General features: G+C 66.5%; 13 protein-coding genes and 1 other RNA gene. 10 read left to right on the top strand and 4 right to left on the bottom strand.

Annotation, left to right across the window (positions count from 1 at the left end; genetic code table 11):
• Nucleotides 1-13: 13 nt before the first annotated feature.
• From ssrA to ompA, 4 genes are all read right to left on the bottom strand, one after another.
• Nucleotides 14-386, bottom strand: a transfer-messenger RNA (tmRNA) gene (gene ssrA / locus ACXRVZ_RS23790).
• 13 nt (nt 387-399) lie between these two features.
• On the bottom strand, nt 400-1,077 hold the full coding sequence (locus ACXRVZ_RS23785; RefSeq protein WP_457424974.1) for an HAD-IA family hydrolase: 678 nt from the start codon (nt 1,075-1,077) through the stop codon (nt 400-402).
• Nucleotides 1,074-1,778, bottom strand: coding sequence for a bifunctional 2-polyprenyl-6-hydroxyphenol methylase/3-demethylubiquinol 3-O-methyltransferase UbiG (ubiG, locus tag ACXRVZ_RS23780; RefSeq protein WP_458232900.1), 705 nt, complete (start codon nt 1,776-1,778; stop codon nt 1,074-1,076). The genes ACXRVZ_RS23785 and ubiG overlap by 4 nt, the downstream gene beginning before the upstream one ends.
• A 74-nt stretch (nt 1,779-1,852) precedes the next feature.
• A complete protein-coding gene (gene ompA, locus ACXRVZ_RS23775; RefSeq protein WP_457425018.1) occupies nt 1,853-2,515 on the bottom strand; it encodes an outer membrane protein OmpA in 663 nt (220 codons plus the stop codon).
• Nucleotides 2,516-2,782: 267 nt separating this feature from the next.
• On the opposite strand from ompA, the gene gyrA reads away from it, so the two are divergent.
• The 10 genes from gyrA (at nt 2,783) to lapB (ending at nt 14,900) form a co-directional block, all read left to right on the top strand.
• Complete coding sequence (gene gyrA, locus ACXRVZ_RS23770) at nt 2,783-5,437, top strand: DNA gyrase subunit A (protein ID WP_458232899.1); 2,655 nt, start codon at nt 2,783-2,785, stop codon at nt 5,435-5,437.
• Nucleotides 5,364-6,023, top strand: coding sequence for a DUF2059 domain-containing protein (locus ACXRVZ_RS23765; protein ID WP_457424980.1), 660 nt, complete (start codon nt 5,364-5,366; stop codon nt 6,021-6,023). The genes gyrA and ACXRVZ_RS23765 overlap by 74 nt, the downstream gene beginning before the upstream one ends.
• Before the next feature lie 22 nt (nt 6,024-6,045).
• Nucleotides 6,046-7,137 carry a 3-phosphoserine/phosphohydroxythreonine transaminase gene (gene serC / locus ACXRVZ_RS23760; RefSeq protein ID WP_457424982.1) on the top strand — a complete coding sequence of 364 codons (1,092 nt, stop codon included), beginning with the start codon at nt 6,046-6,048 and terminating at the stop codon, nt 7,135-7,137.
• Nucleotides 7,130-8,227: a prephenate dehydratase gene (gene pheA / locus ACXRVZ_RS23755; RefSeq protein WP_457424984.1), complete on the top strand. Its 1,098-nt coding sequence runs from the start codon at nt 7,130-7,132 to the stop codon at nt 8,225-8,227. Before serC ends, pheA begins: the two co-directional genes overlap by 8 nt.
• Before the next feature lie 2 nt (nt 8,228-8,229).
• On the top strand, nt 8,230-9,138 hold the full coding sequence (locus ACXRVZ_RS23750; RefSeq protein ID WP_458232898.1) for a prephenate dehydrogenase: 909 nt from the start codon (nt 8,230-8,232) through the stop codon (nt 9,136-9,138).
• Entirely contained in the window at nt 9,138-11,138 is a 2,001-nt protein-coding gene (locus tag ACXRVZ_RS23745) for a bifunctional 3-phosphoshikimate 1-carboxyvinyltransferase/cytidylate kinase (RefSeq protein WP_457424988.1), read from the top strand. Before ACXRVZ_RS23750 ends, ACXRVZ_RS23745 begins: the two co-directional genes overlap by 1 nt.
• 171 nt (nt 11,139-11,309) lie before the next feature.
• A complete protein-coding gene (gene rpsA / locus ACXRVZ_RS23740) occupies nt 11,310-13,025 on the top strand; it encodes a 30S ribosomal protein S1 (protein ID WP_458232897.1) in 1,716 nt (571 codons plus the stop codon).
• 108 nt (nt 13,026-13,133) lie between these two features.
• Nucleotides 13,134-13,433 carry an integration host factor subunit beta gene (locus ACXRVZ_RS23735; RefSeq protein ID WP_056202110.1) on the top strand — a complete coding sequence of 100 codons (300 nt, stop codon included), beginning with the start codon at nt 13,134-13,136 and terminating at the stop codon, nt 13,431-13,433.
• A gap of 26 nt (nt 13,434-13,459) precedes the next feature.
• On the top strand, nt 13,460-13,768 hold the full coding sequence (locus tag ACXRVZ_RS23730) for a LapA family protein (RefSeq protein WP_457424992.1): 309 nt from the start codon (nt 13,460-13,462) through the stop codon (nt 13,766-13,768).
• On the top strand, nt 13,758-14,900 hold the full coding sequence (gene lapB / locus ACXRVZ_RS23725) for a lipopolysaccharide assembly protein LapB (protein WP_457424994.1): 1,143 nt from the start codon (nt 13,758-13,760) through the stop codon (nt 14,898-14,900). The genes ACXRVZ_RS23730 and lapB overlap by 11 nt, the downstream gene beginning before the upstream one ends.
• Nucleotides 14,901-14,908 lie beyond the last annotated feature (8 nt).

Genomic DNA, 14,908 nt, shown 5'->3' with positions numbered 1-14,908 from the left:
CTTTTCGTTTGGATGGTGGAGCCGGGGGGAATTGAACCCCCGTCCGCAAGCCATCACCGGGCAGATCTACATGCTTAGCCGGCTGATTTGAATCTCACGGTCAACTCGCGCAGTGGCACGCTAGCTTTCCCGCCAGTCACTTGATCTCACAACACACTGAGTGACCCAGCGCATTGCCAGCCGATGTGAGTGACTTCTCAGCCTAGCCCCTTGCGAGGTTCAGCCCGGCCCATCGGCCTGCCGTTGAGAAGCTCATCCGCAATTAAGCGGCGAGTGCGAACGTAGAGTCGTTTGCAGTTACTTTGTTTCCAGTGGTTTTACGAGCGAACTGGTGCTCGGCATGCCCTACTCCGGATCCGCACCCACGTCGAAACCAAGTCGGCCCCAGAGAGGCCTAGTTTAGGCCAGTCCGAGCGGCTTCAAGAGCTCACCCGGCGCAGACAGCACGATATCGGCGCCCCACTGACGGTGATCGGCCTGCGGGCCCAGGTAGCCCCAGGCCGCCACCGCCGTTGCCATGCCGGCGGCGCGACCGGCAATGACGTCGCGTTCGTCGTCGCCGACGTAGAGGCAGGCCTCGGGCGCCGCACCCAGCCGACGCGCCGCTTCCAGCAGCGGCGCGGGATGGGGCTTGGTATGACCCGTTGTGTCGCCGCCAACCACCGTTTGCGCGCCGAGGCGCAGCGCCGCCGTCAACGGCAGCGCGAAGCGCTCGGCCTTGTTGGTGACGATGCCCCAGGCAAGGCCAGCAGCCGACAGCGCCACAAGCTCAGCCTCGACGCCGGCAAACGGGGCCGTGCTGTCGAACATCAGCGCCTCATAGCGATCGAGAAACTCGCGCTTCAGCTCGTCGTACAGCGGCTCCCCGGGCGCGACGGCGAAGGCCTGGCCGAGCATGCCGCGTGCACCCGAGCCGCCATGCGGCCGATATTGCGCAAGCGGCAGCGGCACCAGCCCACGTTCGGCGCGCATCGCGTTCGCCGCGCGGGCCAGGTCCCCGGCGCTGTCGATCAACGTGCCGTCCAGGTCGAAGAGGACTGCCTGCAGATGCGCCCAGCGCGGGGCGAGCGGCGTCACAACGGGCGCCGGCAGGCAAGCAGGTAGTTGACGTCGGTGTCGCTACCCAGGCTGTAGCGCTGCGTCAGCGGGTTGTAGCTGAGGCCGCGGCTGGTTTGCAGCTCCAGGCCGGCGTCGCGGCAAAACTGTGCCAGCTCGGAAGGTTTCAGGAAACGCGCGTATTCATGCGTGCCCTTGGGCAGCATGTTCAGCACGTATTCGGCACCGACGATGGCGAGGAGGAAGGACTTGGCGTTGCGATTCAGCGTCGACAAGAACACCCAGCCGCCGGGCTTGACCAAGGTGGCCAGGGCGCGCACGACGGAGGCGGGGTCGGGCACATGCTCCAGCATCTCCATGCAGGTGACGGCGTCGAAGCTCGCAGGCTGCTCCGCGGCGAGCGCCTCGACGGCAATCTCGCGGTATTCCACGCCCTCGGTGCCGGCTTCCATCGCGTGCAATTCGGCGACACGCAGCGGCTTGGTCGACAGGTCGATGCCCAGCACCTGTGCACCGGCACGGGCCATGGAATCGCTCAGGATGCCGCCACCGCAGCCCACGTCGACGACGCGCTTCCCCGCCAGCGCGGAGAACTGCTGGATCCAGCCCAGCCGCAGCGGGTTGATCTGGTGCAGCGGCTTGAAGTCACTTTCGGGGTCCCACCAGCGGTGGGCCAGTTCGCCAAACTTGGCGAGCTCTTGCGGGTCGGYGTTGATCGTCATGGTCTGCTGAAAATAAAAAAGCCCCGACGGCGAGCCGGCGGGGCTTTGCGCTCAGTGCCCGAAGGCACCGGAGCTTACTTGTTGCGGGTACCGACGACTTCGATTTCCGTGCGACGGTTCTTCGCGCGGCCTTCGGTGGTCTTGTTGTCGGCCACGGGCTGCTTTTCGCCCTTGCCTTCGGTGTAGACGCGGTTCGGCTCGACACCCTTGCCCACCAGGTAGGCCTTGACGGCTTCCGAGCGGCGGATCGACAGCTTCTGGTTGTACTCATCGCTGCCCACCGAGTCGGTGTGGCCCACGGCGATGATGACTTCCAGGTTGATGCCCTTGGTCTTGCTGACTAGGTCATCCAGCTTGGCGGTGGCTTCGGGCTTCAGCGTCGACTTGTCGAAGTCGAAGAAGGCATCAGCAGCGAAGGTGACCTTCTCGCTGACCGGAGCCGGAGGCGGCGGGGGGACCGGCTTCGGCGGGACAGGCGGGGGCACCGGGGGCTGAGGCGGCGGCGCAGGCGGAGCGAGCGGCTTTTCCGCAGGCTTGATTTCGCCGTCGCAACCCTTGGCAGCCGTTGCCGGCGTCCAGAAGTTGTCGCGCCAGCAATATTCGTTGGTGCCGTTCTTCCAGACGGTACCGTCGGTAGCACGCCAGTTGTCGATGGTTTGCGCCGACGCGCCAGACGATGCCGCAACGGCGACGGCAGCCACCGCAAACAGCGACGCCACGCGATTCAGTTTCTTCATGATTCTCCTCTCAAGGAATGCCGCAGTTGCCCTGCGAGAGTCAGTACTCAAACCGCAGGAGAGTCTTTAGGGTTTCTCCTAGGGACTCAACGATTGTGCCATGTGGGCACTGGGTCGACCGCATTGTGGCGGCCTACGTTCGTGGGCGCGGTGACGCTGTTGCGCTCCTGCTACAGGGTAGCGCTCCGCATAGAATTAGCACCTTTCGCCACCCCTGATGTTGCCCCGCCGTGAGGCCAGGCCGCGCACGCTGAAGATCGAGCCCGCATGACCCAGTTCGCCAAGGAAACCCTGCCGATCAGCCTCGAGGAGGAGATGCGCCGCTCCTACCTCGATTACGCGATGAGCGTGATCGTCGGCCGCGCCCTGCCCGATGCCCGCGACGGCCTCAAGCCGGTGCACCGTCGCGTGCTGTACGCGATGAACGAGATGGGCAACACCTACAACGCCAAGTACCGCAAGAGTGCGCAGGCAGTGGGTGAAACGATGGGTAAATACCATCCGCACGGCGACTCGGCGATTTACGACACCATCGTCCGCATGGCCCAGCCATTCAGCCTGCGCCACATGCTGATCGACGGGCAGGGCAACTTCGGTTCCATCGACGGCGATAACGCCGCCGCGATGCGATACACCGAAATCCGGCTCGACAAAATCGCCCACGAAATGCTGGCGGACATCGACAAGGAAACTGTCGATTTCGGGCCGAATTACGACGGCAGCCATAAGGAACCGCTGGTCCTGCCGACCCGTTTGCCGAATCTGCTGGTGAATGGCTCGTCGGGTATTGCCGTGGGTATGGCGACGAATATCCCGCCGCACAACCTCAACGAAGTCATCGACGCCTGCCTGTTCGCGCTGAAGAACCCGGAGTGCACGGTCGACGAGCTGATGGAGATCATCCCGGCGCCGGACTTCCCCACCGCCGGCATCATCTACGGCCTGGCTGGCGTGCGCGACGGCTACCGCACTGGCCGCGGCCGAGTCGTCATGCGCGCCAAGGTGCATTTCGAGGACATCGACAAGGGCGCCCGCCAGTCGATCATCGTTGACGAGATCCCCTATCAGGTCAACAAGAAGACGCTGCTCGAGCGCATCGCCGAATTGGTGCACGAGAAGAAGATCGAGGGCATCAGCCACATCCAGGATGAGTCCGACAAGTCGGGCATGCGCGTCGTCATCGAGCTCAAGCGCGGTGAAGTCCCCGAAGTGGTGCTGAACAACCTCTACAAGCAGACGCAGCTGCAGGACAGCTTCGGCATGAACATGGTGGCCCTCATCGACGGCCAGCCCAAGCTCTGCAATCTGCGCGACATGGTCATCGTGTTCCTGGAGCACCGCCGTGAGGTGGTGACCCGGCGCACAATTTTCGAGCTGCGCAAGGCGCGCGAGCGTGGCCATGTACTGGAAGGCCTGGCGGTGGCGCTGGCCAACATCGACGAGTTCATCGAGACCATCAAGACCTCGCCGACGCCGCCCGTCGCCAAGGCCGCGCTGATGGCCAAGAGCTGGGATTCGTCACTGGTGCGCGAGATGCTGTCCCGCGCCGAAGGCCAGACGCCCGGCGGCCGCTCGGCCTTCCGCCCCGACGGTCTGGAGCCCGAGTACGGCATGCAGACCGATGGCCTGTATCGCCTGTCGGAATCGCAGGCCGGCGAGATCCTGCAGATGCGCCTGCAGCGCCTGACCGGCCTGGAGCAGGACAAGATCGTCGGCGAGTACAAGGAAGTGATGTCGGAGATTGCCGACCTGCTGGACATCCTGGCCACGCCGGCCCGGGTCACCAGCATCATCAGCGACGAGCTGATCCAGCTGAAGACCGAGTTCGGCCAGACCAAGCTGGGCGCGCGCCGCAGCGTCATCGAGCACAACGCCCAGGAACTCGGCACCGAAGACCTGATCACGCCGACCGACATGGTCGTGACGCTCTCGCACACCGGCTACATCAAGAGCCAGGCGCTGAGCGAATACCGTGCGCAGAAGCGCGGTGGCCGCGGCAAGCAGGCCACGCAGACCAAGGATGACGATTGGGTCGACCAGCTCTTCATCGCCAACACGCACGACTGGCTGCTGTGCTTCTCCGACCGCGGCCGCGTCTATTGGCTCAAGGTCTGGGAAGTGCCGCAGGGTTCGCGCAACTCGCGCGGCAAGCCCATCGTCAACATGTTCCCGCTGCAGGCCGGCGAGAAGATCACCGTCGTGCTGGCGCTGACCGGCGAGTTCCGCAGCTTCCCAGAAGATCACTTCATCTTCATGGCTACCGCCATGGGCACGGTCAAGAAGACCTCGCTGAAGGACTTCGCCAACCCGCGCAAGGCCGGCATCATTTCCGTCGACCTGGACGAAGGCGACCACCTGATCGGCGCCGCGCTGACCGACGGCCGCCACGACGTGATGCTGTTCAGCGACGGCGGCAAGGCCGTGCGCTTCGACGAGGACGACGTGCGCCCCATGGGCCGCACCGCCCGCGGCGTGCGCGGCATGATGCTCGAGCCCGACCAGCGCCTCATCGCCATGCTGGTGGCCGAGGACGAATCGCAGAGCGTGCTGACCGCCACCGAAAACGGCTACGGCAAGCGCACCAGCATCCTGGAGTACACCCGCCACGGGCGTGGCACCAAGGGCATGATCGCCATCCAGCAAAGCGAGCGCAACGGCCGCGTCGTCGCCGCCACGCTGGTGCGCCCAGAGGACGAGATCATGCTGATCACCGACAAGGGCGTGCTCGTGCGCACCCGCGTCAGCGAGATCCGCGAACTGGGCCGCGCCACGCAAGGCGTCACGCTGATCGCGCTGGACGACGGCAGCAAGCTGTCGGGCCTGCAGCGCATCGTCGAGAACGACGCCAATGAAGCCGATGCCGCCGCCGAACCGGGCGAGGCCGACCCGACCAATGACACCCCTGAAGCTCCCAAGGATTGACATGATTTCTCGCAAACTGGGCCTGGCCCTCGCGCTGGCCCTCGCGGCCGGTTCCGCCCTGGCCCAACCGTCGCCGGCCAAGAAGGCGCTGATCGACAAGATCGTCGCGCTGCAGCAGCAGGGGGCCGATAGCATGGCAAACGGCCTCGTGCAGGCGCCGCTTTCGCAACTGGCACAGCAACTGCGCGGTGCAGTCCAGCAGGTGCCGGCAGAGAAGCGCGAAGCCACTGCCAAAGCCCTGGAAGCGGAACTGAAGAAGTTCGCCGAAGAGAACGTGCCCTATCTGAAGGACAAGATCTCCAAAGCCGTGCCCAACACTGCTTCGGCACTGCTGGACGAACGCTTCAACGAGGACGAACTGAAGCAGGTGCTGGCCTGGGCAGAATCACCGGTCAGCCAGAAATTCAGCATGGCAAACGCCGAACTGCAGAAGGCCATCGTGCAAAAGGTCATGGGCGAAGCCGGTCCGACGCTGGATGGCCGCTTCAAGACCTTGCAGGCCACCCTCGCCAAGCAGCTTGGCATCCAGCCGCAGCCGCCCGCCTCGGCACCCAAGCCGGCGGCGTCCGCCGCACCGAAGAAGTAATCCGCAGCCAGCCCGCCCGTCGATGACCTCATCCCGCCCGTTCAACTTCGCCCCCGGCCCCGCCACCCTGCCCGAGCCCGTGCTGCGGCAGGTGGCCGCCGAGATGCTCGATTGGCACGGCAGCGGCATGAGCGTCATGGAGATGAGCCATCGCGGCAAGGAGTTCGGCGCCATCCTGGAGGGTGCTGAAGCGGATCTGCGTGAGTTGCTGGCGGTGCCGAGCAACTTTCGCATCCTGTTCATGCAGGGCGGCGGCCTGGGCGAGAACGCCATCGTGCCATTGAATCTCAGCCGTGGCGGCAAGGTCGACGTCGTCGTCACCGGCTCCTGGTCGCGCAAGAGCGCGGCCGAGGCGCGCCGCTACGCCGACGTGCAGATCGCGGCCGACATCGGCAAGGGCTACGCCATCCCGCGCGAGTGGGCGCTGCGCGACGACGCCGCCTACCTGCATCTCTGCACGAACGAGACCATCGACGGTGTCGAGTTCCACGAACTGCCGCAGCTGACGAACGGCGTGCCGCTGGTCATCGACGTTTCGTCCCATCTGCTATCGCGCACGATAGCCTGGGAGCACGTGGGCCTGGCCTTCGGCGGCGCACAGAAGAACATCGGCCCAGCCGGCATGACGCTCGTGTTCGTGCGCGATGACCTGCTCGGCCACGCGCTGGACATCTGCCCCTCGGCCTTCAACTACGAGACCGTGGCCGCCAACCAGTCCATGTACAACACGCCGCCGACGTTCGCTATCTACGTCGCCGGCCTGGTGTTCCATTGGGTCAAGGCGCTGGAATACGCCGGCAAGCGCGGCCTCGCAGCCATCGAGCAGCGCAACATCGACAAGGCCGCCCTGCTCTACGGCGCGCTGGACGCCTCCGGCCTGTACGAGAACCGCGTCGCCCCCAGTTGCCGCTCGCGCATGAACGTGCCCTTCCTGCTGCGTGACGAGAAGCTCAACGAGCCCTTCCTCACCCAGGCCAAGGCCGCCGGCCTGCTGGCGCTCAAGGGCCACAAGTCGGTCGGCGGCATGCGCGCCTCCATCTACAACGCGATGCCGCTGGAAGGCGTGCAGGCGCTGGTGTCGTTCCTGAAGGATTTCGAGGCCCGTCATGGCTGAACCCGTCGCCTCCCAGGCCCTGCTGGCGCTGCGCGACCAGATCGACGGCCTGGACAAGCAATTGCTGGCGTTGCTGAACGAGCGCGCCCACGTCGCCGAGCAGGTCGGCGAGATCAAGCGCGCCGAAGGCACGCCCTTCTTCCGCCCCGACCGCGTCGCCCAGGTGATCGACAAGATCCGCGCCGCCAACCCCGGCCCGCTGAAGGGCGAGCATGTTGCCGCGATCTGGCGCGAGATCATGTCCGCCTGCCTGGCGCTGGAGTCGCCGCAGCGTGTCGCCGTGCTGGGCCCCATGGGCACCTTCTGCGAGCAGGCCGCGCTGGAGTATTTCGGCGGTGCGGCGGACATGACCTACTGCGCCAACTTCGACGAGGTCTTCCATGCGACGGCCAGCGGCGGCGCGCAGTTCGGCGTTGTCGGCGTGGAGAACATGACCGAGGGTGTCGTGACGCGCTCGCTGGATCTGTTCTTGCATACCCCCTGCCATGTCGTCGGCGAGGTGTCCCTGTTGATCCGCCACAACCTGATGCGCAGGGAACCCTCCATGCACGGCATCGAGGCGGTGCTGGCGCATCCGCAGGCGCTGGCCCAGTGCCAGAACTGGCTCAACAAGCATCTGCCCGACGTCGAGCGGCGCGCCGTGTCCAGCAACGCCGAGGGTGCCCGCCTGGCCGCCACCAACCCGGCCTGGGCCGCGCTGGGCGCCGAGCGCGCGTCCACGCTGTTCGGCGTGCACATCGTCGCCCACGCCATCCAGGACGAGGCCTACAACCGCACCCGCTTCGCCGTCATCTGCCTGCCGCAGACGATGGCCACGCCGCCGGCCACCGGGCGTGACTGCACCAGCCTGGTCGTCTCCGTGGCCAACCGCCCGGGCGCAATGCACGATTTGCTGGTGCCGCTGAAGAAGCATGGCGTGTCTATGACCCGCCTTGAGTCCCGCCCTGCCCGCACCGGCCAGTGGGACTACTACTTCTACATCGACCTCGACGGCCACCCGACACAGCCTCACGTGGCCGATGCACTGAACGAACTGCGCGAGATCTGCGCTTTCTTCAAGGTGCTGGGTGCCTACCCGGTCAAGAACTGATCATGTTCCAACAACTCGGCGTGATCGGATGCGGCCTGATGGGCGGCWSSTTCGCGCTGGCGATGAAAMRSGCCGGCCTGGTCAAGCGSGTSRTCGGCTACAGCAAGTCSCCGTCGACGACCAAGCTGGCCAAGAAGTTGGGCGTCATCGACGTGGCCGCCGAGTCGGCGCTGCTGGCCGTGTCCGGGTCCGACATCGTGCTAATCGCCGTGCCTGTGTCGGCTACGGAGAGCACGCTCAAGGCCATCCGCCATCTCGTGAACCCGGGCGTCCTGTTCATGGACGTCGGCTCCACCAAGTGCGACGTCATCGAGGCGGCACGCCGGGCGCTGGGTGAGCGCGCCGCCAGCTTCGTGCCCTGCCACCCCATCGCGGGCAAGGAGTCGGGTGGGGTGCAGCACGCCGAGGCCACGCTCTACGAGGGGCGGCAGGTCATCCTGACGCCCCAGCCCTTCACCAACCCGATGCTGGTGCARCGCGCCACCGACGTCTGGTCGGCCCTGGGCTCCACGGTGCTGAAGATGCGGCCGCACAACCACGACGCCGCCTTCGCCGCCGTCAGTCACTTGCCGCATCTGCTGGCCTTCGCTTACTTCCAGGCCATCGCCGAGCAACCGGCGGCGCGTGACTACCTCAGCCTGGCCGGCCCGGGCTTCCGCGACTTCACCCGCATCGCTGCGGGCGAGCCGGGCGTCTGGCGCGACATCCTGCTGGCCAACAAGCACGAGGTGCTGGCCCAGTCCAAGCGCTTTCGCACCATGCTGGACCAGCTCGAAGCCCTGATCGAAGCCGGCGACGCCACGGCACTGGAAGCCGCGCTGCGGCCCATCGCCGAAGGCCGTGCGGCCTGGGGCAATCCTGCGCCTGCGCCCACCCCTGCCCTCCCTCCCGGCCGCCCTACGGCTAAGTGATGTTCAAGATTCCTTTCCTCGACCTGCCGCCGCTGCGCGGCGCCGCAGGCACCGTGCGCCTGCCCGGCTCTAAGAGCATTTCCAACCGCGTGCTGCTGCTGGCGGCGCTGAGCGAAGGCCGCACCGTCGTGCGCGACCTGCTCGCCTCCGACGACACGGCCGTCATGCTGGACGCGTTACGCGCCCTGGGCTGCGGTGTGGTGCGCGACGGCGACGCGGTCAGCATCAACGGCCTGGGCGGCCAGTTGCTGGCCAAGCAGGCCCAGCTCTTCCTCGGCAATGCGGGCACGGCGATGCGCCCGCTGACCGCCGCGCTGGCCTTGCTGGCCGCGACCCAAGGCGGCAGCTTCGAGGTCTCGGGCGTACCGCGCATGCACGAGCGGCCCATTGGCGACCTGGTTGACGCGCTGCGCGGCCTGGGCTGCGAGATCGACGACCTCGGCAACGCGGGCTATCCGCCGCTGCGCCTGCGCGGCCCGTCCCCGCTCGCGCTGGACACACCGGTGCGCGTGCGTGGCGACGTGTCCAGCCAGTTCCTGACCGCCTTGCTGTTGGCCCTGCCCCTGGTCGCCAAGCGCGACATCCGCATCGAGGTCATCGGCGAGCTGATCTCCAAGCCCTACATCGAGATCACGCTGGCGCTGCTGGCGCGCTTCGGTATTGAGGTGCGACGCGAGGGCTGGGAGGCCTTCGTGATTCCGGCCGGCAGCCGCTACCGCTCGCCGGGCGAGGTGTTCGTCGAAGGCGACGCGTCGTCGGCGTCCTATTTCGTCGGCCTGGGCGCCATCGCCGCGAGCGACGCGCCCATGCGTATCGAAGGCGTCGGCAGCGAGTCCCTGCAGGGCGACGTGCGCTTCATCGAGGCTGCCGCCGCCATGGGCGCTGAGGTCAAAGCCGGCCCGAACTGGCTGGAAGTCCGCCGCGGCGCCTGGCCGCTCAAGGGCATCACGCTGGACTGCAACCACATCCCCGACGCGGCGATGACGCTGACCGTGATGGCGCTCTACGCCGACGGCCCGACGACGCTGACCAACATCGCCAGCTGGCGCGTCAAGGAGACCGACCGCATTGCTGCGATGGCGGCCGAGCTGCGCAAGCTGGGCGCGACGGTCGACGAGGGCCCTGACTGGATCCGCGTGCAGCCGCTGCACGATTGGCAGGCTGCCGCCATCCACACCTACGACGACCACCGCGTCGCGATGTGCTTCTCGCTGGCCGCCTTCAACGGCCTGGTGACCGACACCGCCCAGCCGGTGCGCATCCTTGAGCCGCACTGCGTCGCCAAGACCTTCCCGGACTACTTCGAGACGCTGTTCGGCGTCGTCACGGCCCGCGCCGCCGACATCCCCGTCATCACCATCGACGGCCCGACCGCCTCCGGCAAGGGCACGCTGGCTGACGAGGTGGGCAAGGCCTTGGGCTTCGCGGTGCTCGACTCCGGCGCCCTCTACCGCGTGACCGGCCTGGCCGCGCGTCGTGCCGGCCTGAACCTGGACGACGGCGCCGCCGTGGCGGCCATCGTGCCGACGCTGCAACTGCGTTTCACCGACGGGCAGGTCTTCCTTGGCCAGGAGGACGTCAGCGCCCGCCTGCGCGCCGAAGCGACCGGCCTGCTGGCCTCGCAGGTCGCCGTGCACCCCGCCGTCCGCCAGGCGCTGCACGAGCTGCAGCTGAGCTTTCGCCGCCTGCCCGGCCTGGTCGCGGACGGCCGCGACATGGGCACGGCCATCTTTCCCGACGCCGACCTCAAGGTCTTCCTCACGGCCAGCGCCGCCACGCGCGCCGAGCGGCGGTATAAGCAATTGATTTCCAAGGGTATTTCCGCTAATATTAAAGGCTTACGCGAAGATTTGGAGGCGCGGGACGAACGGGACAAGAACCGCTCGGCCTCTCCTCTGGCCCCAGCGCAGGACGCGCAGCTGCTCGACAACTCGGCGCTGACCATCGAAGCCTCGGTGGATCGGATGCTCGGTTGGTGGCAACAGCGCCGGCCCTTCTGAAGCGCCTCGTTACGCACGAAGCGCCAAGAAGGGTCCAGGCTTGAGAAGCCACGGCCCGCCGCCCTTCCCTCCGAACGTCAGTTCACTGAGGGCGGTGATGTCAACAACTTAACCCGCAGCTTGTCTGCACGCCGCGTCCGGGGCTCCCCGGCGCATCAGGATCCCATCAACATGTCCCAAACCCAAACCGCCCAAGATTCCGGCATGGAATCCTTCGCCGCCATGTTCGAGGAGTCGCTGCAGCGCTCCGACATGCGCGCTGGCGAAGTGATCTCGGCTGAAGTCGTTCGTGTCGAACACAACTTCGTCGTCGTCAACGCAGGCCTCAAGTCCGAAGCCTACGTGCCCATCGAAGAGTTCAAGAACGACCAGGGCGAACTGGAAGTCCAGGTCGGCGACTTCGTCTCCGTCGCCATCGACGCCATCGAAAACGGCTACGGCGACACCATCCTGTCGCGCGACAAGGCCAAGCGCCTGGCCTCGTGGCTGAGCCTGGAAACGGCCTTGGAGTCCGGCGACTTCGTGACCGGCACCGTCTCCGGCAAGGTCAAGGGCGGCCTGACCGTCCTGGTCAACGGCATCCGCGCCTTCCTGCCCGGCTCGCTGCTGGACACGCGCCCGGTGAAGGACATGAGCCCCTACGAGGGCAAGACCATGGAGTTCAAGGTCATCAAGCTCGACCGCAAGCGCAACAACGTTGTGCTGTCGCGTCGCGCCGTGGTCGAAGCCTCCATGGGTGAAGAGCGCGCCAAGCTGCTCGAGACGCTGTCCGAAGGCGCCATCGTCAACGGCGTGGTCAAGAACATCACCGAATACGGTGCGTTCGTGGACCTGGGCGGCATCGACGGCCTGCTGCACATCACCGACATGGCATGGCGCCGTGTCCGCCACCCGAGCGAAGTCGTTCAGGTCGGCCAGGAACTGACCGCCAAGGTCCTGAAGTTCGACGCCGAGAAGAACCGCGTCTCGCTGGGCATCAAGCAGTTGGGCGACGACCCGTGGTTCGGCGTTGCTCGCCGCTACCCGACCGGCACGCGCCTGTTCGGCAAGGTCACGAACATCGCCGACTACGGCGCGTTCGTCGAGATCGAGCCGGGCATCGAAGGCCTGGTGCACGTCTCCGAGATGGACTGGACCAACAAGAACATCGCCCCCAGCAAGCTGGTCACGCTGGGCGACGAAGTCGAAGTCATGGTTCTGGAAATCGACGAAGACAAGCGCCGCATCAGCCTGGGCATGAAGCAGTGCAAGGCCAACCCGTGGGAAGAGTTCGCCGAGAACGTCAAGCGCGGCGACAAGGTCAAGGGCCCGGTCAAGTCGATCACCGACTTCGGCGTGTTCGTGGGCCTGGCGCAAGGCATCGACGGCCTGGTGCACCTGTCCGACCTCTCTTGGGACGAAACCGGCGAAACCGCCGTTCGCAACTTCAAGAAGGGCCAGGAAGTCGAAGCCGTCGTGCTGGCCGTGGACGTCGAGCGCGAGCGCATCTCCCTGGGCATCAAGCAGCTGGACAGCGACCCCTTCACCGCCTACACCACGATCAATGACCGTGGCGCTTCGGTGACCGGCAAGGTCATCACGGTCGACCCACGTGGCGCCGAGATCGAGCTGGCTGAAGGCGTGATGGCCTATCTGCGTGCCTCGGAAATCTCCCGCGACCGCGTGGAAGATGCCCGTAACGTGGTCAAGGAAGGCGACGAAGTCACTGCCGTCATCGTCAACATCGACCGCAAGACCCGCAACATCCAGCTGTCCATCAAGGCCAAGGACAACGCCGACAACCAGGAAGCCATGCAGCGCCTGAGCCAGACGAGCGAGCGTGAAAACGCCGGCACCACCAGCCTGGGCGCCCTGCTGCGCGCCAAGCTGGACAACCAGGGCAACTAAGCTCTCGGTTGACTGCCCGGCCTCTGCGGAGGCCGGGTATGCTCCCCACAGGCTCGCCGGCCTCGCCAGCGGGCCTGTTTCAATTTCAGCTTCCTACAAAGCTCCGCCATGACCCGCTCCGACCTCGTCGCCGTGCTCGCCGAACGATTTGGCCAATTGACCCAGCGCGACACCGAGTTCGCCGTCAAGACCATCCTCGACGCGATGAGCGACGCCCTCGCCCGCGGCCATCGCATCGAGATCCGCGGCTTTGGCAGCTTCTCCATCAGCCGCCGCCCGCCCCGCGTGGGCCGCAATCCGCGCAGCGGCGAGCAGGTCATGATTCCCGAAAAACTGGCGCCGCATTTCAAGCCCGGCAAGGCGCTGCGCGAGGCGGTCGACAAGCATCTTCCGGTGACGGACGCCTGAGTCGGCCTGAGACAGAATCCGGGGCCATGCGCACCCTCGTCTGGCTCCTGCGGGCCCTGCTCTTCTTCACGCTGTTCGCCTTCGCGCTGAACAACAGCCACGACGCCGTCGTGCGCTGGTTCTTCGGCCACGAATGGCGCGCGCCCCAGGTCATCATCGTGCTCATCGCCTTCGGCCTGGGCGCGGCCTTCGGCGTGCTGGCCATGGTGCCGGCCTGGTGGCGCCACCGCCGCGCGGCGCAGCGCATCGAGCCCCTGCCCACCGCTCCCGCGCCGGCGCCGGACGCGTCTCCCTCTCTCTCAGCGCCCTTCGCTGCCCACCAAGATGGAGTTTGATCCACGCTGGTTGCTCTTTGTCCTGCCCGTCGTCTTCGTCCTCGGCTGGCTGGCCTCCAAGCTCGACTCCAGGCAATGGAAGCTTGAAGAGAAGGAATCGCCCAAGGCGTATTTCAAAGGCTTGAACCTGCTGTTGAACGAGCAGCAGGACAAGGCCATCGACGCCTTCATCGAAGCCGTCCAGAACGACCCCGACACCTCCGAGCTGCACTTCGCACTGGGCAGCCTGTTCCGCCGCCGTGGCGAGACAGAGCGCGCCGTGCGCGTGCACGAGCACCTGCTGCGCCGTGGCGACCTGCCCAAGACCGATCGTGACCGCGCCCAGCACGAACTGGCTCAAGATTTCTTCAAGGCCGGCCTGTTCGACCGCGCCGAGGCCGCTTATGCCGAGCTGCGCAACACCGCCTTTGAGCGCGAGGCGCGCCTGGCGCTGCTGTCGCTGTACGAGCGCTCGCGCGACTGGGCCAAGGCTGCGGAAGTTGCCGCCGAGCTAGAGGCCGCCGGCACGGGCTCGTTCTCGGGTCGCATCGCGCATTACCTCTGCGAGCAGGCCCTCGTCGCGCAATCGCAGGGCCATGGCGATCTCGCGCTGGAACTGCTCGGCCAGGCCCAGCGCCGCGAACCCGAGGGCGCCCGGGCCTATGTGCTGCAAGGCCAGTTGCTGCTCAAGGCCGGCCATGCTGAAGGCGCGATGGCTGCTTTCACGAAGCTGCTGACCGCGAACCCGCCGGCCTTCAACCTGGTCGCCGCCGATTGCGCCGCAGCCGCCCAGTCCCTGGGTCAGCCCGAGCGCGCCATCGCGCTGCTAACCGAGCAGTACCAGCGTGCGCCCAGCATGCATCTGCTGCGCGCGCTGGCCACGCTACAACCCGGTCCACAGCGTCAACGCCTGGCCACGCATCTGCGCGAGCAACCGGCGCTGTCGGCCGCGACCGAGCTGCTCAAGCTCAACGCAGCCGCCCTGCCGGCCGATGAAGCCGCACCCATGGTGCAGGCGCTGGAGAAGGCCGTTAAACCGCTGCTGCGCTACCGCTGCGCCGCCTGCGGCTTCGAGGCCGCCCACTACTTCTGGCAGTGCCCCGGCTGCCTGGGCTGGGATACCTACCCGCCCCGTCACGTGGAAGAGCTGTGAGAACCATC

The sequence above is a fragment of the Roseateles sp. P5_E8 genome (assembly GCF_054177665.1).
Note: the sequence above shows the minus strand (reverse complement) of the source record. Positions and strands in the feature narration are given on the sequence as shown.